General features: G+C 73.4%; 22 protein-coding genes. 11 read left to right on the top strand and 11 right to left on the bottom strand.

Translation table 11 applies throughout. The features are described from left to right. The first annotated feature begins 74 nt into the window (after positions 1–74). From ACQPW6_RS15400 to ACQPW6_RS15390, 3 genes are all read left to right on the top strand, one after another. Complete coding sequence (locus ACQPW6_RS15400) at positions 75–548, top strand: BlaI/MecI/CopY family transcriptional regulator (RefSeq protein WP_433890200.1); 474 nt, start codon at positions 75–77, stop codon at positions 546–548. Continuing rightward, positions 545–1486: a M56 family metallopeptidase gene (locus ACQPW6_RS15395; protein WP_433890199.1), complete on the top strand. Its 942-nt coding sequence runs from the start codon at positions 545–547 to the stop codon at positions 1484–1486. The genes ACQPW6_RS15400 and ACQPW6_RS15395 overlap by 4 nt, the downstream gene beginning before the upstream one ends. Positions 1487–1965: 479 nt before the next feature. After that, complete coding sequence (locus ACQPW6_RS15390; protein WP_433890198.1) at positions 1966–2991, top strand: DUF2786 domain-containing protein; 1026 nt, start codon at positions 1966–1968, stop codon at positions 2989–2991. A 423-nt stretch (positions 2992–3414) separates the two neighbouring features. Here the strand turns inward: ACQPW6_RS15390 and ACQPW6_RS15385 are convergent, their stop codons facing one another. From ACQPW6_RS15385 to ACQPW6_RS15360, 6 genes are all read right to left on the bottom strand, one after another. Further along, positions 3415–4479, bottom strand: a complete 1065-nt coding sequence (locus ACQPW6_RS15385; protein WP_433890197.1) for a rod shape-determining protein — start codon at positions 4477–4479, stop codon at positions 3415–3417. After that, entirely contained in the window at positions 4476–5069 is a 594-nt protein-coding gene (locus tag ACQPW6_RS15380) for a DUF7144 family membrane protein (RefSeq protein WP_433890196.1), read from the bottom strand. The genes ACQPW6_RS15385 and ACQPW6_RS15380 overlap by 4 nt, the downstream gene beginning before the upstream one ends. Before the next feature lie 309 nt (positions 5070–5378). Continuing rightward, the gene (locus ACQPW6_RS15375; protein WP_433890195.1) at positions 5379–5606 is read right to left on the bottom strand and encodes a dodecin; all 228 of its coding nucleotides are present in this window, start codon (positions 5604–5606) and stop codon (positions 5379–5381) included. Between the two features lie 103 nt (positions 5607–5709). Beyond that, positions 5710–7110: a glutamate decarboxylase gene (locus tag ACQPW6_RS15370; RefSeq protein ID WP_433890194.1), complete on the bottom strand. Its 1401-nt coding sequence runs from the start codon at positions 7108–7110 to the stop codon at positions 5710–5712. A gap of 197 nt (positions 7111–7307) precedes the next feature. After that, the gene (locus tag ACQPW6_RS15365) at positions 7308–8567 is read right to left on the bottom strand and encodes an ion channel protein (RefSeq protein ID WP_433890193.1); all 1260 of its coding nucleotides are present in this window, start codon (positions 8565–8567) and stop codon (positions 7308–7310) included. Positions 8568–8660: 93 nt separating this feature from the next. After that, on the bottom strand, positions 8661–9422 hold the full coding sequence (locus ACQPW6_RS15360) for a helix-turn-helix domain-containing protein (protein ID WP_433890192.1): 762 nt from the start codon (positions 9420–9422) through the stop codon (positions 8661–8663). A 117-nt stretch (positions 9423–9539) separates the two neighbouring features. Between ACQPW6_RS15360 and ACQPW6_RS15355 the strand changes: the two genes are divergently transcribed. Together ACQPW6_RS15355 and ACQPW6_RS15350 are read left to right on the top strand one after the other, a co-directional pair. Continuing rightward, a complete protein-coding gene (locus tag ACQPW6_RS15355) occupies positions 9540–10187 on the top strand; it encodes a hypothetical protein (protein WP_433890191.1) in 648 nt (215 codons plus the stop codon). Between the two features lie 42 nt (positions 10188–10229). Continuing rightward, positions 10230–10730 carry an N-acetyltransferase family protein gene (locus ACQPW6_RS15350; RefSeq protein WP_433890190.1) on the top strand — a complete coding sequence of 167 codons (501 nt, stop codon included), beginning with the start codon at positions 10230–10232 and terminating at the stop codon, positions 10728–10730. 107 nt (positions 10731–10837) lie between these two features. On the opposite strand, the gene ACQPW6_RS15345 is transcribed toward ACQPW6_RS15350, so the two are convergent. Both ACQPW6_RS15345 and ACQPW6_RS15340 read right to left on the bottom strand, forming a co-directional pair. After that, the gene (locus tag ACQPW6_RS15345; protein WP_433890189.1) at positions 10838–12394 is read right to left on the bottom strand and encodes a threonine/serine exporter family protein; all 1557 of its coding nucleotides are present in this window, start codon (positions 12392–12394) and stop codon (positions 10838–10840) included. 14 nt (positions 12395–12408) lie between these two features. Next, positions 12409–13230, bottom strand: coding sequence for a DedA family protein (locus ACQPW6_RS15340; protein WP_433890188.1), 822 nt, complete (start codon positions 13228–13230; stop codon positions 12409–12411). Between the two features lie 131 nt (positions 13231–13361). On the opposite strand from ACQPW6_RS15340, the gene ACQPW6_RS15335 reads away from it, so the two are divergent. Further along, the gene (locus ACQPW6_RS15335; RefSeq protein WP_433890187.1) at positions 13362–14849 is read left to right on the top strand and encodes an ABC transporter ATP-binding protein; all 1488 of its coding nucleotides are present in this window, start codon (positions 13362–13364) and stop codon (positions 14847–14849) included. Positions 14850–14915: 66 nt separating this feature from the next. Beyond that, complete coding sequence (locus tag ACQPW6_RS15330; RefSeq protein WP_433890186.1) at positions 14916–15281, top strand: YbjQ family protein; 366 nt, start codon at positions 14916–14918, stop codon at positions 15279–15281. A gap of 13 nt (positions 15282–15294) precedes the next feature. Here the strand turns inward: ACQPW6_RS15330 and ACQPW6_RS15325 are convergent, their stop codons facing one another. The 3 genes from ACQPW6_RS15325 to ACQPW6_RS15315 all read right to left on the bottom strand — a co-directional run bounded on the left by ACQPW6_RS15325 (position 15295) and on the right by ACQPW6_RS15315 (position 16964). Continuing rightward, positions 15295–15792, bottom strand: a complete 498-nt coding sequence (locus ACQPW6_RS15325; RefSeq protein ID WP_433890185.1) for a GNAT family N-acetyltransferase — start codon at positions 15790–15792, stop codon at positions 15295–15297. Between the two features lie 9 nt (positions 15793–15801). Then, the gene (locus ACQPW6_RS15320) at positions 15802–16401 is read right to left on the bottom strand and encodes a TlpA family protein disulfide reductase (protein WP_433890184.1); all 600 of its coding nucleotides are present in this window, start codon (positions 16399–16401) and stop codon (positions 15802–15804) included. Positions 16402–16469: 68 nt separating this feature from the next. Continuing rightward, complete coding sequence (locus tag ACQPW6_RS15315) at positions 16470–16964, bottom strand: inorganic diphosphatase (protein WP_433890183.1); 495 nt, start codon at positions 16962–16964, stop codon at positions 16470–16472. Between the two features lie 114 nt (positions 16965–17078). On the opposite strand from ACQPW6_RS15315, the gene dacB reads away from it, so the two are divergent. The 4 genes from dacB (at position 17079) to hpt (ending at position 21761) form a co-directional block, all read left to right on the top strand. After that, positions 17079–18473, top strand: a complete 1395-nt coding sequence (dacB, locus tag ACQPW6_RS15310) for a D-alanyl-D-alanine carboxypeptidase/D-alanyl-D-alanine endopeptidase (protein ID WP_433890182.1) — start codon at positions 17079–17081, stop codon at positions 18471–18473. A 338-nt stretch (positions 18474–18811) separates the two neighbouring features. Beyond that, entirely contained in the window at positions 18812–20008 is a 1197-nt protein-coding gene (locus ACQPW6_RS15305; protein ID WP_433890181.1) for a zinc-dependent metalloprotease, read from the top strand. Between the two features lie 171 nt (positions 20009–20179). Continuing rightward, positions 20180–21178, top strand: coding sequence for a tRNA lysidine(34) synthetase TilS (gene tilS, locus ACQPW6_RS15300; protein ID WP_433890180.1), 999 nt, complete (start codon positions 20180–20182; stop codon positions 21176–21178). 28 nt (positions 21179–21206) lie between these two features. Next, positions 21207–21761: a hypoxanthine phosphoribosyltransferase gene (gene hpt, locus ACQPW6_RS15295; RefSeq protein WP_433890179.1), complete on the top strand. Its 555-nt coding sequence runs from the start codon at positions 21207–21209 to the stop codon at positions 21759–21761. The last annotated feature ends 127 nt before the right edge of the window (positions 21762–21888 follow it).

Genomic DNA, 21888 nt, shown 5'->3' with positions numbered 1-21888 from the left:
GCGGCACCCTGGCCGACTACATTCGTGTAGACGGTCTACAGAACTGTAGACGAACGAGCGGGAAGGGGCGATCCATGCCGGAGGCCAACGCGGCGGCCCGCCGTCCTTCGGGCGAGCTGGAAGCGAGCGTGCTCGCGGCGCTCTGGGCGGCCGACGGCCGCGCCCTCACCCCTGCGGACGTGCAGCGCGAACTCGGCGCGGCGCTGGCCAGGACCACCGTCACCACGATCCTGGCCCGCCTCCACGAGAAGGGCTCGGTCAGCCGCACCCGATCGGGTCGCGGCTACGCCTACCTGCCCGTCCAGGACTCGCCGGGCCTGGCCGCCCGGCGGATGCGCACGGAGCTGGACAAGTCGGCGGAGGACGACCGGGGGACGGTGCTGGCGCGGTTCGTCTCGCAGCTCGACCCGGACGACGAGCGGGTGCTGCGGGAGCTGCTCGCCGAGGCGGGGACGGCTCCGCCTGAGGTCGCGGGGGAGACGGGCCCGGACGGGGCGGGGGCCGCGGGTGGCTCCGCGCGGTCCGCGCGTGGGGAGGGCACGGGGTGAACTACGCCGTCTGGGCGCCGCTGCTCGTCCCCCTGCTCGGCGCGCCCGCCGCGCGGCGGCTCGGGGACGCGCTGCCGCCGCGGCTGGCCGCCTGGCTGCTCGCCGGGTCCGCGGTCGCGCTCGCCGCGTGCAGCACCGCGGCGCTGTGCCTGCTGGCCGGCGCGGGCGCGCTGCGGCTGCCGCCGGTGGCCGCGGTCGGGCACCTCGTGCTGCCGGTGGTCGGCGACCAGGAGACGATCCCGGCGGCCTGCGTGGCCGCGGCGCTGCTGACCGCGGTCGTCGTGGCGCTGGTACGCACCGCCCGCCGCCACGTGGTCGTCGCCGGACGCGCCCGGCGGGCCGCGGTGGCGGAAGGAACGGCGGCGGGCGATCTGACCGTCGTCCAGGACGCGGGAGCCGACGCGTACGCGCTGCCCGGCCGGCCCGGGCGGATCGTCGTCACCACGGGCATGCTGCGCGCGCTCGACCCGGCCGAACGGGAGGCGCTCCTCGCGCACGAACGCGCGCACCTGGCCGGGCGCCACCATCTCTTCCTGACCGCCGTCGCGCTGGCGTGCGCGTGCCATCCCGCGCTGCGGATGCTGCGCGGGCCGCTGTCGTACGCGCTGGAGCGGTGGGCCGACGAGTCCGCGGCGACGGCCGTCGGCGACCGCCGCGTCGCCGCTCGCGCGATCGGCCGCGCGGCCCTGGCCTCCCGCCCGGTACTGCGCCCGCACGCGGCGCTCCCCGCTGCGGCGGGCCCCGTGCCACGGCGGGTGGCGGCGCTGCTGGCCGCCGACACGGCGGGGGCGCGGCATGTGGGGGGACGGGGGGTGCGGGCGATAGCGGCCGTGCTTTTGGGGTGCTTGGCGGTGTCGGCGGTGTGCGCGCTTGAGGCTGCGGCGGACCTCCACGGCTCGATCGAGGTAGCCCAGGGCGAATCCCCTCCCCCCGGTTAGCCCCCGGGGGCCCGGGGCCCCGGCGCCGCTCCCGCTCCGCCGGCCGGGCGCGCCGCCGTCGTGCTTGGCGGCGCAGTTCCCCGCGCCCCTTGGGGTGGTCCCGGCTCGCTTGTCGAGCGCGCCGCCGTCGTGGCTGAGCGCGCAGTTCCCCGCGCCCCTTCGGGCGCATCCTGTCGTTCCCGACCTGCGGCCCGGTGGGGGCTGAGCGCGCAGTTCCCCGCGCCCCTGACGGGGCACGTTGCGCCGGGAGCGTTCCTCGACGTCGGAGACGCAACCCGATGCGCGCTGATCAGCGTGACCCCGATCGAGCCCCGTAGGGGCGCGGGGAACTGCGCGACAAGCTACGACGGCGGCGCGGATGATCGACGGCCGGTGGGCCCCGCAAGGGGCGCGGGGAACGGCGCGCTCAGCCACGACGGTGCCGCGGATGATCGACGGCCGGGGGCGGGGGCGCTCGACGGGGCGGGGAGAATGGGAGCGTGGATGAGTTCGAGCAGGCGTACGCACGCGCCCTGGCCGCCGCAGGCGATGACGTGGATGGAGCCGCCTCCGTCCTGGCCGCCGCGGGCGACACGTGGGACCGGGTCGCGGGCCGGGTCACCGGGCGGGTGCTGCGGGAGTGTGCCGGGCGCGGGTGGGAGCCCGCCGACCTGGTCCGGATGGCCGGCCGGGAGCTGACCCCCCGGCATCAGCGGCTCGCCGCCGCACTCGGCGAGACGTCGCTCACCGACTTCGCCGCAGCCGAACGGCTGGACCGTTTCCGTACGGCCGTCCTCCTCGTGGAGGTCCTGTGCCTGTACGGCCGCCTCCCCCGGATCACCGCCCCGCAGCGCCCGGCGACCCCCGCCCCCACCGGCTCCGCCGGAAAAATGCTCGGGCGCGTGCGGGCGCTGCTCGCGAAAGCGGAATCCACCGGCTTCCCGGAGGAGGCGGAGGCGCTGTCCGCGAAGGCGCAGCACCTGATGGCCCGGCACAGCATCGACGCCGCGCTGCTCGCCGCCACGCACGGCTCGGACGCCGGCGCCCCCGGCGGCCCCGGCTTCCGCCGGATCGGGGTGGACCGGCCCTACGAGGGCGCGAAGGCGCTGCTGCTCGACGCCGTCGCGGTGGCGAACCGCTGCGAGGCGGTGTGGTCAGGGGACTTCGGGTTCTCGACGGTGGTGGGGTACGAGGCTGATCTCGACGCGGTCGAGCTGCTGTACACGTCGCTGCTCGTCCAGGCGGACCGGGCGCTGGGCGCTGCGCGCTCGCGGGAGTTCAGGGAGTCGTTCCTGATCGCCTACGCCGGGCGGATCCGGGGGCGGCTGGTGGCGGCGACCGAGGCGGAGGTCGGTTCGTCCGCCCGCGCGGAAGGCGAGCTTCTGCCTGCCCTGGCGGCGCGGGATCTGGCCGTCCGGACGGCCAGACGACGACTCTTCCCGACGACGACCACGTCCCGCCTGAAGGCCCGCGACGAGGACGGCTGGCAAGCGGGCCGATCCGCGGCGGACCGCGCCCGCTTCTAGCTTTTCCGCGTCCCGCTCCCGGTTCACCGGCCGCCCGCGCCGCCGTCGTGGCTGGTGGCGCCCACGCGGCGGCAGCCGCAAATCCAACTACAGCCCCGCGCTCCTAGGGGTGGTTCCGGCCCGTTGTCGTCCGCGCCGCCGTCGTGGCTGGTGGCGCAGTTCCCCGCGCCCCTTAAATGCGGTCCGCTCGCGTCCAACGCCCGCCACGACGTGCCCCAAAGGGGCGCGGGGAACTGCGCGACAAGCCCCCACCGGGGGCGCGGTCCCGGGACAGCGCGGGCCACCCCGCCGGGTGGGTTCTCGGGAGCCCCCACCGGGGGCGCGGTCCCGGGACAGCGCGGGCCACCCCGTCGGGTGGGTTCTCGGGAGCCCCCACCGGGGGCGCGGTCCCGGGTCGAGGCGGGCCACCCCGCCGGGTGGGGTTCAGGCCGTCAGAGGATCAAGCACCATCGGCCGCACCTTCCCCTCAATCATCGCCCCCAACCCCTGCACCGCCACCGTGTCCGGCCGGTCGGCCACATGCACCGGCATCCCCGTCGCCTGGCGGAGCATCAGGTCAAGGCCGGGCATCAGGGCGCTGCCGCCCGCGAGCATGATGCCGCGGTCGGCCAGGTCGGCCACCAGATCCGGCGGGCAGTGGCGCAGCACCGTCGTGATCGCGTCGAGCACGGACGTCAGCGGGGTGCGCATCGCGTGGCGGACTCCCTCGGTCTCCACGCGGACCGAGCGGGCCAGGCCGCTCACCACGTCGCGGCCGTGCACCTCCGTCGTGACCGTGCCGCCGCTCGCCGGCTCGCCGAGCATCTGGTGCAGCGGGCGTACGGACTGGCTCGGGAGCATCAGCTCGTGCGCGTTGCGCAGGTGCTGCACCACCGCGCGGTCGATCGCGTCGCCGCCCACCGGCACCGTCTCGGCCGCCACGATCGCGCCGAGCGACAGCACCGCCACCTGCGTCGTACCGGCCCCGCACACCACGATCATCGTGGCCTCGGGGTGCTCCACCGGCAGCCCGCAGCCGACGGCCGCGGCGATCAGCGTGTCCACCAGTTCGACGCGGCGCGCGCCGAGCCCGTACAGCGTCTCGATCGCCGCCCGCCGGGCGATCGGCTCGCTGCCGTGCGGCATGCACACGGCCGCCCGCATCACCGGCAGGCCGCGGGCCACCGACATCCGGCGCCAGCGCTTGCCGAGCTTGTCGCCGAGCACGTGCCGCAGCATCCGCTGCGCCATGGAGATGTCCACGATGGCGCCGCCGGCCACCGGCCGGACCACCCGGATGTGCTGCGGGGTGCGGCCGGCCATCTGCTCGGCCCGGGCGCCGACGGCGATCAGCGCGCCGGTGCGGATGTCGACGGCGGCCACGCTCGGCTCGTCGGCGATCAGGCCGCCGCCGCGCAGGAACACCCGGGTGCGGGACGCGCCGATGTCCACCGCGACGGTGCAGCGGCGCAGCGCTTCGAGGCTGGGGATGGGGGTGTACGACGTCACAGCGTGCCTCCCGCGTGGCCGCCAGGGCCGGTGTGGCCGGCGCGGCCGGCGTTCAGGGGGTGGTAGACGGCCAGCGCCCAGATCACGTAGAGGTCGATGCCGATCATGATCACCGACCACACGGGCTGGTACGGCAGGAACATGAAGTTGGCGATCAGGCTCAGCCCGGCCAGCCCGATACCGGCGTACCGCGCCCACGAGTCGCCGTGCAGCAGGCCGTATCCGACGAGGACGGCGATGACGCCGAGCACCAGGTGGATCCAGCCCCAGGAGGTGGTGCTGAACTCGTACGTGTAGTTGCGGGTCGACACGTAGACGGAGTCCCTGGCGATGCCGACGATGCCTTCGAGGACGGCGAGCACGCCCGAGATGAGCAGCAGCGTGCCGGCGAAGACGGCGCCGCCGGCCGCCCAGTCCTGGCGCGGGTCGCGCTGCCCGCCGCGGCCGGACGGTGGCGGGGGCGGGGCGGTCCGGCCGCCGGGGCCCGACGGGCCGGAGGGGCCGGACGGTCCCGGCGGGGTGGGGCCGGTGGAGCCGGGCGGCTTGGAACCCGGCGGGGGCGGCGGGGATGCGGGCGGTTCCTGGCTCATGGCGGCTCCCGAGTGCGTCAGCGTCAGCGTTCACGGCGGGAGCCGGCCAGTGGATCCGGCTGATCCGACAAATACCCGCCTTAACGACAAAATGATCTGATGATCTGTCGATTGCCGCTACTACTGATACGCCGTCCGGGCGCCGCCCGTCAGAGGGAGCTGTGAGGGGGAGCCGTGGCGGGGACGCGTCCGCGTGGCGCGTCCGAGGCCCCGTCAGAAGGGCCCCGGCCGTACCCGCCCGGGCCCCGGCCGTACCCGCCCGGGCCCCGGCCGTACCCGCCCGGGGCCCGGGGCCCGCCGCCCGCAGGGCTACTGCACGCCGCTCTCCGTCTCCTCCAGCCGGAACCCCACCTTCATGCCCACCTGGAAGTGCTCCACCTCGCCGTCCACGATGTGCCCGCGGACCTCGGTGATCTCGAACCAGTCCAGTCCCCGCAGGGTCTGCGCCGCGCGCTTGACGCCGTTGCGCACGGCCTGGTCGATGCCCTCGTGGGAGGTGCCGACGATCTCCGTCACCCGGTATGTGTGCTCGGCCATGGGGCCCGCCTTTCGGTTGCGTGTGGGTCGGTGGTGGGGGTCTGTCCGCTCGCGGGCGTTCGAACCGCCCGCGAGCGGCGAACGCCCGGTGGGCGGTCAGCGGTCAGTGGTGGAACGCCGTCGCCACCTGCTCGGGGCGGTTCAACGGGTGCGGCTGGCGGCGCAGTTCCGGCAGCAGCTGGCCCAGGTCGCTCATCAGCAGGTCCGCCAGGTCCTCCGAGAAGCCGTTGCGGCACACCACCCGCAGCACCGCCAGGTCCTCCCGGTCGGCGGGGAAGGTGTACGCGGGCACCAGCCAGCCGTGCTCGCGCAGCCGCCGCGAGACGTCGAACACGTCGAACGCCGTCACGTGCGGCGCGGTGGTGACCGCGAAGACCGGCAACTCCTCGCCCTTGCTGACCAGCTGGAAGTCGTCCAGCTCGGCGAACCGGGCGGCCAGCGAGCGCGCCACGTCCCGGCTGGTCTGCTGCACCGCGCGGTAGCCGTCCCGGCCGAGCCGCAGGAAGCTGTAGTACTGGGCCACCACCTGGGCGCCGGGGCGGGAGAAGTTCAGCGCGAAGGTCGGCATGTCGCCGCCGAGGTAGTTGACCCGGAAGACCAGCTCCTCGGGCAGCGACTCGGTGTCCCGCCACAGCGCCCAGCCGACCCCCGGGTAGACCAGGCCGTACTTGTGCCCCGAGGTGTTGATCGACGCCACCCGCGGCAGCCGGAAGTCCCACACCAGGTCCTCGTCGAGGAACGGTGCGATCATCGCGCCGGAGGCGCCGTCCACGTGGACGGGGATGTCGGTGCCGGTCCGCTCCTGGTACGCGTCCAGGGCGGCGCAGATCTCGGCGACGGGCTCGTAGGACCCGTCGAAGGTGGAGCCGAGGATGGCGACGACGCCGATGGTGTTCTCGTCGCAGAGCGCGATCGCGGCGTCGGCGTCCAGGTGCAGCCGGTCGCCGGTCATCGGCGCCATCCGGGCCTCGACCTCCCAGAACGCGCAGAACTTCTCCCAGCACACCTGCACGTTCGCGCCCATCACCAGGTTCGGCCGGGCGCTCGCCGGATAGCCGGGGGTGCGCTTGGACCAGCGGCGCTTGAGCGCCAGGCCGGCCAGCATGCACGCCTCGGACGAGCCGGTGGTGGAGCAGCCGACCGCCGAGGCGGGGTCGGGGGCGTTCCACAGGTCGGCCAGTATCGCCACGCAGCGCCGCTCCAGCTCGGCGGTGCGCGGGTACTCGTCCTTGTCGATCATGTTCTTGTCGGCGCACTCGGTCATCAGCACGGCGGCCTGCGGTTCCATCCAGGTGGTGACGAACGTGGCCAGGTTCAGCCGCGAGTTGCCGTCGAGCATCAGCTCGTCGTGCACCAGCTGGTACGCGGCCGAGGGCGTCATCGGGCCGTCCGGCAGCCGGTGCTTGGGCGGCGCCGTGGTCATGCCGCCGACCGGGTCGGCCTCGCCGATGAACGGGTTGACGGCGATCTCGCGGGACGAGCCCGTTCCTTTGTGCAGGGACATGCGCGGTGCCTTCCGGCCGGCGGCCGGGGTGCCTCCCGGCCTGGGGTGTCGTACGACTGCGTCCGACGCTACGTCAGGGGCCGCGGGACGTCAGGGCGGGCACGGCGGGCGCGTCGCGGACCGGTCGGCTCGCCGGGGCGGCCTCGCCTTCGCGGGATCACCTGACCGGGGTCACCTCAGCGGGTCACCTGAGCGGGTCACCTGAGCGAGGTGCCGTCCTCGTTCAGCTGCATCTGCGGGCGGCCGGTGACCAGCAGCCACGCCGGGAGCATCGCCAGGCACAGGATCGGCAGGACGGCGGTGTCCGCGACCAGGACCGCCGCCGTGAACAGGCTCAGCCAGCCCTGCCGGGTGATCGCCAGCAGCACGCCGAGCACCGCGCAGGTGACGCCGAGCGCGGGCGGCACAGCCGGGACGACCGCGTGCGCGAACAGCCCGAGCGCCGCCCCGACGAAGACCGCGGGGAAGATCCGGCCGCCGCGCATGCCGCAGGCGGCGGCCACCAGCAGGGCGGCCAGCTTCACGCCGGTCAGCAGGGCGAGCCGGCCGGTGGAGTACGCGTCCGGGTGCGCGGCGAGGGTCTTCACCTCGTCGAGACCCTTGAAGAGCGTCAGCTTGCCGCCGAGCGCGCCGAGCAGACCCAGCGTCAGGCCGCCGGCGGTCAGCATCAGCAGCGGGTTCCGCAGCCGGCGGAAGGCGGTGTGCGCGTACGGGAACGCGTAGACCAGCACGAGCCCGAGGGCGGCGCCGACCGTGGAGATCACCAGGGCGGCCAGGATGTCGCCGTACCCGGGCTTCGTGAACGGCGGCAGGTTGATGTCGAACGACGGGTGCGAGATCAGCACCATCGTCAGCGAGCCGGCGCCGGCCGCGGCCAGCGGGGCGAACAGCTTGTCCCACAGCGCGCCCGGGGCGGGACGGGCGGCGAGCGTCTCGCCGATGATCAGCGCGGCGCCGACGGGGGTGCCGAACAGCGCGCCGATCGTGCCGGCGGCGGCGAGCATGATCCAGATCTCGGCGGGGACGGGAGTGGCGAAGCGCTTGCCCAGCGCGCAGGCGAGGGCGACGTTCACCGCGGTGATCGGGTTCTCAGGACCCAGGCTCACCCCGCCGGCGAGGGCGAGCGCGGTGGCGACCAGGAGCCCCGGCAGCACGGGGACGCCGAGCGGCGGATCCACCAGCCCCGTCGTCGCCGGATCGGGCCCGGCATGCCCCGGAGCCTTCCAGACGACGAGCCCGACGGCGATCCCGGTCGCCGTGAGGACGGCGAGCATCCAGCCGATGGAGTACCGCCCGACCCCGAGCGCGTCAGGCAGGTTCCCCCACAGCACATGCTGCAACTTCTCCGCGACGACGCTGACCCCGAGCAGCACGAGCGCGGCGCCGACCCCGACGGCGACAGCGGGCCCGAGCAGGGGCAGCAGGCGCCGGGCCGTGGTGGGAGCGGTAGTGACCACGGCGTCACCATAACGCCCACTTCCCAGCAAACCGACCCAAACCCCCGGACGCGGCCCGGACCTGTCTGGCTTCGGTGCTTACGTGCCCCCGCGTCAGGGCGCCGGGCGGCGGTTGTAGTTGTCCAGAGTGGCCTTGGTGGTCGAGGCGTCCTGGAAGATGAGCTCCCACGGGCCGGTGTTGACGTCCATCTCGGTGCCGAAGCCGACCCATTTGCCGGTCAGCCGGCGTCCGGTGGGTTCGGCGAGGAGCTGGATGGCGCCGTGGTAGCGGGCGCCCCGGTAGTGGCCGTCCTCTGCCGTTTGTTCGACCCAGGTTCCGGTGATGACGTTGCCGTCCACGGTCAGGTCCATCGTGAGCGGTGAGTCCGAGGAGCCGGGCAGGCTGCGTACGGTCAGCCGGTTGGCGTGCTGCAGGATGACGGCGTAGTGCAGGCCGGTGAACACCTGGTTGTCCCTGCTGGAGGAGACGTACTCGTAGCGCGACAGCCATACTCCGGAGTAGTTGCCCCGGGGTGCCGGTTGTGCGGTCGGCATCCCTTGTGAAGCGGCGATGCCGGTGGGCGATTCGACCAGGTCGTGGCCGCCCTTTCCGTCGTCTGAGACGTGGGCTTGGGGAACGGCGGCCGGGAAGCCGAGGACTTCTATGGGCAGTCCGGTGACGGCTTCCAGCGCGCGGGCGTAGGCCGGGCGCGGGGACAGGGAAATGCCCGCCTCCCAGCGCTGTACGAGCCGCTTGGACGCGTCGTTGGGGTGTCCTGCACGCCGGCCCGCTTCCCGCAGGGCGCGGGCGAAGTCGTCCTGGGACATGAGCAGGCTCATGCGGGTGGCCCGCAGGGCGCTGTTGGGTGTGGCCATGGGTTCACGCTAGCTCTCTGACGGCGGCATTGACACCGAAATGACGCCCCCTGTGTCGTCGTTCCGACACCGGCGGTGACGTTACGTGAGGCGACATTCCGGCGTCATTCTAGGCCCATGAACGATGTATCGCAGTCGGAGACCTCGGCCCCTGACACCATCCGGGCCGGAGATGCCCGCCGCGCACCGGTAAGGGTGCCGTACGTCACGCGGTGGAGCGGGGAGAAGGATCTCGATGTGCCGGTGGTGGTCCGGCGCGGCGGGCGTGGCGTCGGGTTCGCCCACGAGCGGGCGTTCGATCGTGAGTTGGGTGTCCTCTGGACGCGCACGGTCTCGGAGCCGGGGCGGGGAAGGCCGGAGTTCGGGAAGGTCCATTCGCTGCGGCAGCGGCTGGCGATGGGTGGTCTGCGGTGCCAGATCTGCGGCGGGCCGGCCGACCGCAACCGGGACGGGGTGCTGTGGCTGCTGGACGCCGACGCCCATGAGTTGCGGCGCGGGGACGAACTGACGGCGCATCCGCCGGTGTGCGTGCCCTGCGCGCACCAGTCAGTACGCGGCTGCCCCCACCTGCGCCCGGCCTGGGTCGCGGTACGGGTGCGGTCGTACGCCCTGTGGGGCGTTCTCGGCGTCCGGTACTCCTCGCTCGGACCGGAACCCGTCGCCGTGGACACGGCACAGGTCCGCTTCGGCGACCCACACCTGCGCTGGGTCCGCGCCCACCAACTGATCGCGTCCCTGGGGGACTTCACGGTCACCGACCTCTAACCATCGCGCCCACCCATGACGGCGGGGCCGTAGGGTGCCGGGATGGAGATGCGGGTCAGACGGGCCGGGGTCGGGGATCGTGACGCGCTCGTCGGGCTGCGGATCGCCAACGCCGAGCGGCATGTCGAGCTCGATCCGGGGCTCTATCGGCTGCCCGACGCCGAGGCCGTGCGCCGGCACTTCGACGCGTTGCTCTCCGGCGGCTCCGACAGCCTCGTCCTCGTCGCCGAGAACGAGACCCGCGTCGTCGGCATGGCCGAACTCGTCCCCCTCGCCCTCCCCCCTGACCACCAGATCCTGATCCCGCGCCCCGCCGCCGAGATCCACACCGTCGTCCTCGACGGCCACCGAGGCGAAGGCGTCGGCGCCGCCCTGGTCGCCGCGATCGAGCGGGGCGCCGTCGAGCGCGGCATCGTCGTCCTCTACGCCGGCATCTTCGCGCCCAACACCGCCGCCACCCGCTTCTACTCCGCCGCCGGCTTCGGCCCCCGGGGCACGCTGCTGAGCAAGGAGTTGCCAACCCGGCCAGCATGCGCCCCGTAGGGGCGCGGGGAACTGCGCGACAAGCCACGACGGCGGGAAAGCCGGGGGACGGGCCCCGCCCGTCGCGGTCGAGGCCGTCGGCCGGCCGACTCCCCGGCCTGGGTTCGCTAAAACCCACGGGTCCGCTTCGCGGCCCCCCGCGGCCCCGCCGGCCCCGGCGTCCGCAGCACGAGGCGCGCCACCTCGTTCCCGAGGTTCACCCCGATCGCCAGCGCGAGCGCCAGAGCCGCCGCCCGCGTCAGAAGCGTGAACCCCTCGTCCGTGTGGTTCTGGGTGAACGCCAGCAGCCCGAAGTACGTCGCCGAACCGGGGAGGAGCGGGCCGATCGCCGCGGTCACGTACGGGAGCACGGACACGTACCGGTAGCGGGCCATCAGCTGGCCGAAGAGGCCGACCAGGCCGGCCGCGGCCGCCGTGCTCGCGACCTGGTTGCCGTGCGCCTGCTGGTGCAGCACGCCGTAGACCGTCCAGGCGACGCCGCCGTTGAGGGTGGCGAGCACCAGCACACCCCGTTCGCACTGAAGGAGCACCGCGAACGCGAGCGTCAGCACCATCGCGGCGACCAGCTGCACCCACGGGTGGTCGTACGCGCGCAGCGCCTGGTCGGGGTTGAGGTCGGCGCCGAGCTTGAAGCCCGCGTAGAGGACCAGGGTCACCCCGATCACGATGCCGACCACCAGGTACATCACTTCGAGCAGCCGGGCGGACGCGGTGATGTAGAAGCCGGTCAGCCCGTCCTGCACGGCGGCGACCAGCGCGCGTCCGGGCAGCAGCGCGAACAGCCCACCGGTGATCACCGCGGAGGACTGCACGCCGGCCGCGCCCGGGATCCAGTGCGCGTAGCGGTCGATCAGCACGCCCATCGCGGCGGCCGGCATCGCGGCCACCGCGAACTGGTAGAACTCCGGCAGCCCGCGCCCGGCCAGCAGCCAGGCCAGCCGGTCGCCGAGCATCGCGGCCAGCGCGGCGGCCACGAAGATGATCAAGTTGCCGCCGACCAGCAGGCTGGCCGCGCCCGCGAGCAGTCCCGACGCCCCGGTGAGCACCCAGGTGCCGTACGGGTGCCGGTTGCGCCGGATGTCGGCGAGCGTGCGGTACGCGTCCTCCAGCGTGGCCTCGTGCGCGGTGATCTCGTCCACCAGCTGGAAGACCGCGGCCAGCCGGGTGTAGTCGGTGCCGCGCCGGCGCACCGTACGGCTCATGGTGACCGGCAGGTCGGTCAGCGACGGCTGGTAGGACACGCCCAGCAGGGTGAACGTGACATTCGGCTCGACCCGGGCGAGTCCGTACGCGTACGCCACGCCGAGCATCGCCGCCTCGACGTCCTCCGCGCCCTCGCCGCCCGACAGCAGCAGCTCGCCGATCCGCAGCGTGAGGTCGAGCACCCGCGGTACGGGGACGGCGGCCGGTTCGGGCTCGGGGCGGCCGGCGGGCGGTACGGGCGCGGGCCGCTCGGTGACCGGCAGCCGGACCATGGCCCGCATCCGGTCCTGCCAGCGGGCGTCGTCGGGCGGCAGGACGACGACCGGGAAGCCGTCCGGCGGGGTGAAGGCGCTGCCGCCGTACGGGGGCGGCGGCAGCACGGGGTAGCCCTCGGGCGGCGTGAACCCGGACCGCACGCCCTCGGCATGGCCGCCGCCTCCCCCGCCTTCCTCCTCCGACACCGACCGCTCCCGGCTCAGCGCTTCTGCGCGCGGTGCCGGCCGCCGGCCCGCTGGGCCATCCCCGTCGCCGTCTCGGACGGCCGCACAGCGCCGTCCGCGGCGCCGTCCAGAACGCCGTCCGCCGCCGTCCCCGCGACCATCCCGGCGGACCCGCCACCGGGGCCGCCGGTGCCGCCGCCCGAGGGACCGCCGGACGGGCCGTCCGACCCGCCGCGCTGCGCCTTGCGCCGCGACCGCAGGTACTCGATGACGAGCGGCAGCACCGACACCAGCACCACCAGGACGAGAATCGCCTCGATGTTCTTCGCCACGAAATCGATCTGGCCGAGCCAGTAACCGAGCAGCGTCACACCCGCGCCCCACATCGAACCGCCGATGAGGTTGAAGGTGACAAAGGTGCGGTAGTTCATTCGGCTGACGCCGGCGACGATCGGCGTAAAGGTCCGCACCACCGGGACGAAGCACGCCATGACGATCGCCTTGGGCCCGTGGTGCTCGAAGAACGCGTGCGCCTTCTCGATGTTCTCCATCTTGAACAGCCGGGAATCCGGCCGTCTGAACAGCGAGGGGCCCACCTTGCGTCCGAACAGGTAGCCGACCTGCTGGCCGGCCACGGCGGCCACCGCGATCAGCAGCGCCACCAGCCACAGCGGGCGGTCGAGGGTGCCGCCCGCGACGAGCAGACCCGTGGTGAACAGCAGCGAATCGCCGGGCAGGAAGAATCCGATCAGGAGTCCCGACTCGGCGAACACGATCAGCAGCACGCCCCACAGGCCGTACGTGTTGATCAGATGGTCGGGGTCGAGCCAGCTCGGACCGAGCGCGATGTTCGTCACGGGATCAAAACTATCAATCCAGTGTTGATACAAACGTTTCGCAACCTGCCGAAGTGGACTACCTTCTGCGCAGCATCGCGTCTCCCCCCACGTGCCCCGTCACCGCGTCCGACCACCTGGCGGCTCCCGTTATGACTCGCGCCATCACCCTGCACGAAGTTTCGAAGTTCTACCCGAAGCAGCCGTCCCCGGCCGTGGACCGGTTCTCGCTGGACATCGCACCAGGGGAGTTCCTGGTGCTGCTGGGGCCTTCGGGCTGCGGCAAGTCCACCGTCCTGCGGATGATCGCGGGCCTTGAGGACATCACCACCGGTGAGCTGCTGCTCGACGGCGAATACTCCAACGATCTCGCGCCCGGCGACCGCCGGATGGCGATGGTCTTCCAGAACTTCGCTCTCTACCCGAGCATGACCAGCAGGGAGAACATCGGCTTCCCACTCCGCTTCGAGATGCCCGGCGCCGACGCCGGCCCGCGGGTGGACGAGACCGCGAGGATCCTCGGCATCGAGGAGATCCTCGACCGCTACCCCGGCCAGCTGTCCGGTGGTGAACGCCAGCGGGTCGCGATGGGCCGGGCGATCTCCCGGCACCCGTCGGTCTTCCTGATGGACGAGCCGCTGTCCAACCTCGACGCCAAGCTGCGCGCCCACCTGCGGGCCGAGATCGCCCGGCTCACCCACGGCATGGGCGTCACCACCGTGTACGTCACGCACGACCAGGCCGAGGCGATGTCGCTCGGCGACCGGGTCGCGATCATGCGCAGCGGCGTACTCCAGCAGATCAGCAGCCCGCGGGAGGCGTACCACCTGCCGGAGAACGTGTTCGTCGCCGCGTTCGTCGGCACCCCGCGGATCAACCTGCTCCAGGCGACCGTGCTCGCCCCGCTCGGCGGCGGGATGTGGATCGACTTCGGCCGGCAGCGGCTCGGGCTGCCCGAGCCGCTCAGCCTGGACCACCAGATGCTGCGGATCCAGCAGAACCGGCCGATCATCGTCGGCCTGCGCTCGGAGGCGGTACGGATCGCCCAGCCCAGCCAGGCGCACGCCGGCGAGGTGGTGCTCAGCGGGATCGTGGAGCACGTGGAGTACCAGGGGCACGAGTCGCTGGTGCACCTGAACACCGGGTCGCGGCCGGCCGTCGTCCCCGAGCTGGAGGCGCCGCGGCCGACCGGGACGCTGTCCAGATCCGCGGCCCGGCGGGCGGCGAACGGCAACGGACACGGCGGCCACAGCGCCGGCGTGGGCCTCGGCAAGCTGGCGCAGAAGGCGGCCCGGCGGATACAGGCGAGCGTGATGGAGCGGGACGGGTCGGGGTCGGGGGCCGCCGCGGGGGCGGCCTCGGGTTCCGACGGTTCGGGTTCTGACTCCGGCTTCGACGCGTTCAAGGGAACCCCGCCGAAGCCGGCGCACGCCGCCGGGCACGGCCCGGTCTCGGTGATGGACCGGCCGTCCGCACCGGTGACGGAGACCGGTGACCTGGTGGTGCGTACCGGCCCCGACATCCGGGTACGGCGCGGCGACCGGGTGCCGCTGCTGGTGGACCTCGCGCACCTGTACGTCTTCGACCAGGACGGCCGCCGGATCTGCCCGGCGCCGGCCGAGCAGCCCCGGCTGGAGTAGCGCGGCTGGAGTAGCGCGGCGGGCTCGCGCATGCGTGGCTGCGCGTGGCGGGGCAGGCTTCCCTCCATGGGAATCGAAGATTTCGGCGGTGGACAGGAACAGGGCGCGGCGATCCTCGTGGTCACCACGAACGAGGCACCGGGCTTCCGGGTGGAACGGGTGATCGGCGAGGTGTTCGGGCTGACCGTCCGCTCCCGGCACCTGGGCAGCCAGATCGGCGCGGGCCTGAAGTCGATGGTCGGCGGCGAGCTGAAGGGTCTGACCAAGACCCTGGTGCAGACCCGCAACCAGGCGATGGAGCGCCTCATCGAGCAGGCACAGGCGCGCGGCGCCAACGCGGTGCTGATGATGCGGTTCGACGTCACGGACGCGCAGGACGTGGGCACGGAGGTCTGCGCCTACGGCACGGCGGTGGTGCTCGCCAAGGAGTGAGCGGGCCGTTCGATCACGGCTCCGGCCAACTGATGGCGAAGAACGTCAGCTGGTCGGTGGCCGCGACCTGGCGCATGCCCGCGGCGGCCATCACCCGCTGGGAGGCGACGTTGGAGGCGTCGGCGTCCCCCAGCACGCGGGTGGCGCCGTGGGCGCGGGCCAGCACGAGGAGCGCGCGCAGCGCCTCGGCGGCGTAGCCGTGGCCGCGTGCCGCCGGGATCAGGCCGTAGCCGATGGTGACGGCGCCTTCGTCGTCGGCCGGCCCGTGGAAGTCGAGGCCGCCGATCGCCTCACCGCCGGCGCGGTGCCGGATCTCGTAGCAGCAGAACACTCCGGGGTCGCCGGTCGCGCCCCGGATCCCGAGGAAGCGGCGGGCCCCGGCCAGGTCCCCGTCGGTGGGATACCCCGGCCCCCAGCGGTCACCCGCTCCCGGCTCCCGGGTGAGGAGCCGCTGCGCCTCGGCGGCGGTGAGCGGATGCAGCACCAGCCGCGCGGTCTCAAGATCGTCCATACTCCGGGCCTACCGGGCCGGGCTCTCCGCGAGGAGGGTGGTGAGGCCGGACTCCAGGTGCTCGCCGCTCAGCGGGCCCAGTGAGCGGGCCGCGACCTTGCCCTGGGGGTCGATCAGGATCGTGGACGGGATCGTCTGGAGGTTGACCGTGCCGGGGGCGAAACGGCTGATCTGCTTGCCGAAGCGGTCGTACAGGCTCGGGTACGTGATACCGAAGGTCTTCTCGAAGCGCCGGCCCTGGACCGTGCCGTTGTCCCGCGTGTTGATGCCGAGGAAACGTACGCCCTTGTCCCGGTAGCGGGTCGCGATCTGGCCGAAGCTCTTCGCTTCGAGGCGGCACGAGTCGCACCAGGAGCCCCACAGGTTCACCACGACCACGCTGCCGCGGTAGTCGGAGAGCCGGACCGTGCCGCCGTCCACCGTCTTGCCCGCCAGGTCCGGGGCGGTGCTGCGCTTGGCGGCCGGCGCGGTGTCGAAGCCGGACTTCGTCGCGGTGAACGCGCTGCCGCCCGAGCCGCCGGAGCACGCGCCGGCTGCGAAGGCCGCCGTCAGCGCCAGTGCCGCCAACTTCACCCGGACGCGCGGGCGTTCGGCTGTTCGCAGGGTCATCGGACGAGTCTCGCACCGGCCGTCGCCCGCCCGTTCACCGGGCGGGCGCCGGCACCCGGCGGGTGGCCTCAGTGGCCGGGGCCGTGCTCCTTCAGGCGGCGGAAGGACTCCTCGATCTCCGCCTCCGCCTCGCTGCGGCCGACCCAGTCCGCGCCCTCGACCGACTTGCCGGGCTCCAGGTCCTTGTAGACCTCGAAGAAGTGCTGGATCTCCAGCCGGTCGAACTCGCTGACGTGGTGAATGTCACGCAGGTGCTCCACCCGCGGGTCGGACGCGGGCACGCACAGCACCTTGTCGTCGCCGCCGGCCTCGTCCGTCATCCGGAACATGCCGATCGCCCGGCAGGTGATCAGGCAGCCCGGGAAGGTGGGCTCGTCCAGGATGACCAGCGCGTCCAGCGGGTCGCCGTCCTGGCCGAGGGTGTTCTCGATGAAGCCGTAGTCGGCGGGGTAGCTGGTCGAGGTGAAGAGCCTGCGGTCCAGGCGGATACGACCGGTCTCGTGGTCCACCTCGTACTTGTTCCGCGAACCCTTCGGGATCTCGATCGTGACGTCGAACTCCAAGGCCCTACTCCTCCATGATCAGCGCGTAATGCGGGTGATTAAGTGTCTCCCACGCAATCGGGTGGTCGTGAGAGGGGCTGGTCGGCGGTGCCGCACGGCAGGACGTGGCAGGTCGTGGCGGGATCGGCCGCGATAGGTCTGGCGGTGGCCGTCGGGGCGGTGGCCGCGGCGGGACCGTGGGACGCGGGACAGCGTACGGCGGAGCGCTCGGCCGCCGCCGCGCGGGACCGGGCACGGCAGCCCGCCTATTCCATATCGATCACCACCCTGCCGCCCGGGGCCGTGCCGCCGTCCCTGCCGAACACCACGCAGAGCCCCGCGCCGACCGCGGCCCCCGTCCTGCTGCCCGTCCCGGAAGGCACCGCCGCCCCCGCCGCGAAGGCCGACCCGCTCGCCGCCCGCCTCGACCCGCTGATGGCCGCGCCCGCGCTCGGCCCGGTCACCACCGGCGCGGTGATCGACGTGGCCAGCGGGCAGCTGCTGTACGGGCACCGGGCCGACGTCACCTCGACGCCCGCGTCCACCACCAAGCTCGCCACCGCCGTCGCCGCGCTCGGCACGCTCGGGCCCGACGCCCGGCTGACGACCACGGTGGTGTCCACCGGCGCGAACCGGATCGTGCTCGTCGGCGGCGGCGACCCGACCCTCGAACTGACCGGGCTCGCCGACGACACGGCCGCGGCGCTCAAGGCGCGCGGGCAGCGGAGCGTGGCGCTCGGCTACGACACGTCGTACTTCGCCGGGCCCAGCCTTCACCCGATCGGGCACAACGAGAACCTCTCGCCGGTCACCGCGCTCATGGTGGACGAGGGGCGGCTCGACAAGTCCACGGAGGGGCCGGCGCAGCGGGCGTTCGATCCGGCGTCGGCGGCGGCGGAGTCCTTCGCGGAGCTGCTGCGGGCCCGCGGGATCACCGTGGCCGGGACGCCCGGGCCCGCCCGGGGGGCCGGCGGGAGCCGGCTGGCGGTGCATCAGTCGGCGCCGCTCTCGGAGCTGGTGGAGCGGATGCTGACGTACAGCGACAACGATCTCGCGGAGGCGCTGGCGCGGCAGACCGCCCGGGCGGCGGGCCTGCCGGCCGGGTTCAGCGGCGGGGCGCAGGCGATCGCGGGGGCGCTGCGGAAGTACGGGGTGCCGCTCGGGAAGGCGGTCTTCGCCGACGGCAGCGGACTCGACCACGTGGACGCGCTCGCGCCCGTGACGCTGGCGCGGCTCCTGGCGCTCATCGCCGACCCCCGGCACCCCGAGTTGGCCCCGATCCTGACGGGCCTCCCGATAGCCGGCTTCACCGGCACGCTCGCCACCCGTTTCCGCGGCACCCCCGGCGCGGGAGTCGTCCGCGCGAAAACGGGCACGCTCACCGGCACGAACACGGAGGCCGGCCTGACGGTCTCCCCCACCGGCCGCCTCCTGGCCTTCGCCTTCATGACCCAGGGCGCCCCGGCCCCCAACCCGGCCCAATCGGCCCTGGACGCCCTGACCTCAGCGCTATCGACTCCGTCGCGGTAAGAGCCCAGCGCGCGGGTCCGCTGTGGCTTGTCGCGCAGTTCCCCGCGCCCCTGAAAAACCAGGCCCGGCCGGGGCACATCGCGTCCCGGCCACGATGGGCCCCGGCAGGGGCGCGGGGCTGCATCTGATCTGCGGCTCCGCCGCGTGGGCGCGGCTTGCCCCGGCTTCATCAGGGGCGCGGGGAACTGCGCGACCAGCCCACCACCGGCCGGGGGCCGGGAACCACCGCATGGGGCTGGGCATGCGGGCCGCCCGCAGGGCGGGTTCGGGGCGCCCTCGGAGTGGGTGGATCGGCTGCCGGGGCACCCAAAGCGGGAGCGGCAACGTACCGTGAAGACATGACGAGCATCGGTGGAAGCGAGATGGTCGACTGGAACCTCGCCGTGGCGACCGCGCAGCGGCTGACCCGGCCGGGGCCTGAGGTGAGCCGGGACGAGGCCCGGGCGATCGTTGCGGAGCTGCGCAAGCACGCGCAAGCCTCCGAAGCGCACGTGCGCGGCTTCACCCGGATGTACGGGGACGGGGACGCCGACGTGCCCCCGCACAGCACCCCCGTCCTGATCGTGGACCGCCCAGGATGGGTCAAAGCCAACGTCGCCGGCTTCCGCGAGGTCATGAAGCCGCTGCTGGGCAAGATGCAGGCCAAGCGCCCCGGCGGCCCGGGCGGCGCGGTGCTGGGCACGGTCGGCGGCAAGGTCACCGGCGTCGAGGTCGGCATGCTGCTGAGCTTCCTGTCCTCCCGGGTGCTGGGCCAGTACGAGACCTTCGCCCCGCCGAGCCGCGACATGCCGGCCGGCCCCGCCGCCCCGGGCCCGGGCGAGCCGCGCGCGGGCCGGCTGCTGCTGGTCGCGCCGAACATCGTCCACGTCGAGCGCGAACTCGAGGTCGACCCGCACGACTTCCGGCTGTGGGTGTGCCTGCACGAGGAGACCCACCGCACCCAGTTCTCCGCCGTCCCGTGGCTGCGCGACCACATCGAGGGCGAGATCCAGTCGTTCCTCGGCGAGACCGAGCTCGACGCCTCCACGCTGATCGAGCGGGTCAGGGAGGCCGTCCAGTCGGTCACCGGCAACGGCGGCCGGGACGCGAAGGAGGCCGACGCCGACGACGTCCCCGAAGACGACGCCCCGCGCGAGGAGCGCAGCCTCGTCGACCTGGTCCAGACCCCGTCCCAGCGGGAGATCCTGGCCCGGATGACGGCCGTGATGTCGCTGCTCGAAGGCCACGCCGACTACGTGATGGACGGCGTGGGGCCCGACGTCGTGCCCAGCGTCGCGGAGATCCGGGAGAAGTTCAGCCAGCGCCGCGCGAAGGGCGCCAGCCGGCTGGACCAGGCGCTGCGCCGGCTGCTCGGCCTGGACGCCAAGATGCGCCAGTACCGCGACGGCGAGCGCTTCGTGCGCGCGGTGGTCGGCGAGGTCGGCATGGACGGCTTCAACCGGGTGTGGACCTCACCCAACACGCTGCCCACCAAAGCGGAGATCGCCAAACCGGCGGACTGGGTGGCGCGGGTGCACAGCCGCAGCGATTCCTGAGCCCGCTCCCCGCCCGGTTCACCCGTCCGAGGGACGACAGGCGCGGGGTGGCGCGTGCGATGCTCGGGTAAGGCCCGAGCTTCTGTCACCATCTGGATACCCTGCGTCATCGCTCTAGGCGGCGCAGGGCTCCACAGCCACTCCCCAAGCCTCCTCAGGAGGGATCCGGACATGGGACCCCACCCCACGGTCGCGGCGATACGCCTGGCGGTCCGCCGCGTCCTGCACGACGTCCTCACCGCGTCCGCCCACGACCCGCACCCGCTGGTGCTCGCCGCGTGCAGCGGCGGTGCCGACTCCATGGCGCTGGCCGCCGCCCTCGCCTTCGAAGCCCCAAGACTCGGCGTGCGCGCCGGAGCCGTCACCGTCGACCACGGACTGCAGGCCGGCTCGGCCGGCCGCGCCCAGGAGGTGGCCGGCCGGCTGCGCGCCCTCGGCCTGGACCCGGTGGACGCGGTAGGCGTCACCGTGGGCCGCCAGGGCGGCCCCGAGGCCGCCGCCAGGGAGGCCCGCTACGCGGCCCTGGACGCCGCCGCGGAGGCCCGCGGCGCGGCCGCCGTGCTGCTCGGCCACACCCGCGACGACCAGGCGGAAACCGTGCTGCTGGGCCTGGCTCGCGGCTCCGGCACCCGCTCGCTGTCCGGCATGGCCGCCGTCTCGGGGGCGGGCGGACGCTACCGCAGACCGTTCCTGCTGCTCGACCGGCACACCGTCCGCCAGGGCTGCCTGGCCCAGGGCATCACGGTGTGGGAGGACCCGCACAACCAGGACCCGGCCTACACCCGCTCCCGGGTGCGGCACGAGGCGCTGCCGGTGCTGGAGAAGTCCCTCGGCAAGGGCGTGGTCGAGGCGCTGGCCCGTACCGCCCAGCTGTCCAGGGACGACGCGGACGCGCTCGACCAGTGGGCGGCCGACGCCCAGGCCGGCGCGGCCGGCGACGACGGCAGCCTGGACGTGCTGCGGCTGTACGCGCTGCCGGCCGCCGTCCGCCGCCGCGTGCTGCGCGCCGCCGCCATCGCCGCGGGCTCCCCGCCCGGCTTCCTCTTCGCCCGGCACATCGAGGAGGTGGACCGCCTGGTGACCGGCTGGCACGGCCAGAAAGCGCTCAACCTGCCGGGCGGCGTCAGCGCCCGGCGGGCTGATGGGAGACTGTTCTTCTCGCCGTCGTAGAGCCGCACACCGAGGGACGTACCGCGCAGTGAACGAGAACGACATGGGCCCCGACCTTGAGAAGGTCCTCGTCTCCAAGGCAGAGATCGACGCGCGGCTGCTTGACCTGGCCGCGCGCATCGACCGGGACTACGCGGGCCGGGACCTGCTGATCGTCGGGGTGCTCAAGGGCGCCGTGATGGTGATGGCCGACCTGGCCAGATCGCTGTCCAGCAACGTGACGATGGACTGGATGGCGGTGTCCTCCTACGGCGCCGGCACCAAGTCCTCCGGCGTCGTGCGGATCCTGAAGGACCTGGACACCGACATCGCCGGCCGTGACGTGCTCATCGTCGAGGACATCATCGACTCCGGCCTGACGCTGTCCTGGCTGATCAGCAACCTCGGCTCGCGCGGCCCCGCCTCCCTGGAGGTGTGCACGCTGCTGCGCAAGCCCGAGGCCGCCAAGGTGGCGATCGACGTGAAATACACCGGTTTCGACATCCCCAATGAGTTCGTCGTGGGATACGGACTGGATTACGGGGAGAAGTACCGCAATCTCCCGTTTGTCGGCACGCTCGCCCCGCACGTCTACGGCGGCTGACGGGGACCCGGTGGCGCCGCGGAAGGGACGCAGGTCACCTTCGCCCCGTTCGGCTGCGGGAACCACAGCCGGTTTCTCGCCGTTGGAGCAGGGGAAAGCGGGTTAGTTAACGGTCGGCGGCAACCTC

This window comes from Streptomyces sp. CA-111067 (genome assembly GCF_050956065.1).
Classification (GTDB): Bacteria; Actinomycetota; Actinomycetes; order Streptomycetales; family Streptomycetaceae; genus Actinacidiphila.
The sequence above is the reverse complement of the archived record's forward strand: the minus strand, read 5'-3'. Positions and strand labels throughout refer to the sequence as shown.

Bases quoted from the DNA above. Each gene is read 5' to 3' on its own strand.
- ACQPW6_RS15350 (WP_433890190.1), top strand. From the start codon at position 10,230: ATGGAGATGCGGGTCAGACGGGCCGGGGTCGGGGATCGTGACGCGCTC.
- ACQPW6_RS15335 (WP_433890187.1), top strand. From the start codon at position 13,362: ATGACTCGCGCCATCACCCTGCACGAAGTTTCGAAGTTCTACCCGAAG.
- ACQPW6_RS15375 (WP_433890195.1), bottom strand. From the start codon at position 5,606: ATGGCCGAGCACACATACCGGGTGACGGAGATCGTCGGCACCTCCCAC.
- ACQPW6_RS15305 (WP_433890181.1), top strand. From the start codon at position 18,812: ATGACGAGCATCGGTGGAAGCGAGATGGTCGACTGGAACCTCGCCGTG.
- ACQPW6_RS15330 (WP_433890186.1), top strand. From the start codon at position 14,916: ATGGGAATCGAAGATTTCGGCGGTGGACAGGAACAGGGCGCGGCGATC.
- ACQPW6_RS15370 (WP_433890194.1), bottom strand. From the start codon at position 7,110: ATGTCCCTGCACAAAGGAACGGGCTCGTCCCGCGAGATCGCCGTCAAC.
- ACQPW6_RS15360 (WP_433890192.1), bottom strand. From the start codon at position 9,422: ATGGCCACACCCAACAGCGCCCTGCGGGCCACCCGCATGAGCCTGCTC.
- ACQPW6_RS15325 (WP_433890185.1), bottom strand. From the start codon at position 15,792: ATGGACGATCTTGAGACCGCGCGGCTGGTGCTGCATCCGCTCACCGCC.
- tilS (WP_433890180.1), top strand. From the start codon at position 20,180: ATGGGACCCCACCCCACGGTCGCGGCGATACGCCTGGCGGTCCGCCGC.
- ACQPW6_RS15320 (WP_433890184.1), bottom strand. From the start codon at position 16,401: ATGACCCTGCGAACAGCCGAACGCCCGCGCGTCCGGGTGAAGTTGGCG.
- ACQPW6_RS15355 (WP_433890191.1), top strand. From the start codon at position 9,540: ATGAACGATGTATCGCAGTCGGAGACCTCGGCCCCTGACACCATCCGG.
- ACQPW6_RS15380 (WP_433890196.1), bottom strand. From the start codon at position 5,069: ATGAGCCAGGAACCGCCCGCATCCCCGCCGCCCCCGCCGGGTTCCAAG.
- ACQPW6_RS15400 (WP_433890200.1), top strand. From the start codon at position 75: ATGCCGGAGGCCAACGCGGCGGCCCGCCGTCCTTCGGGCGAGCTGGAA.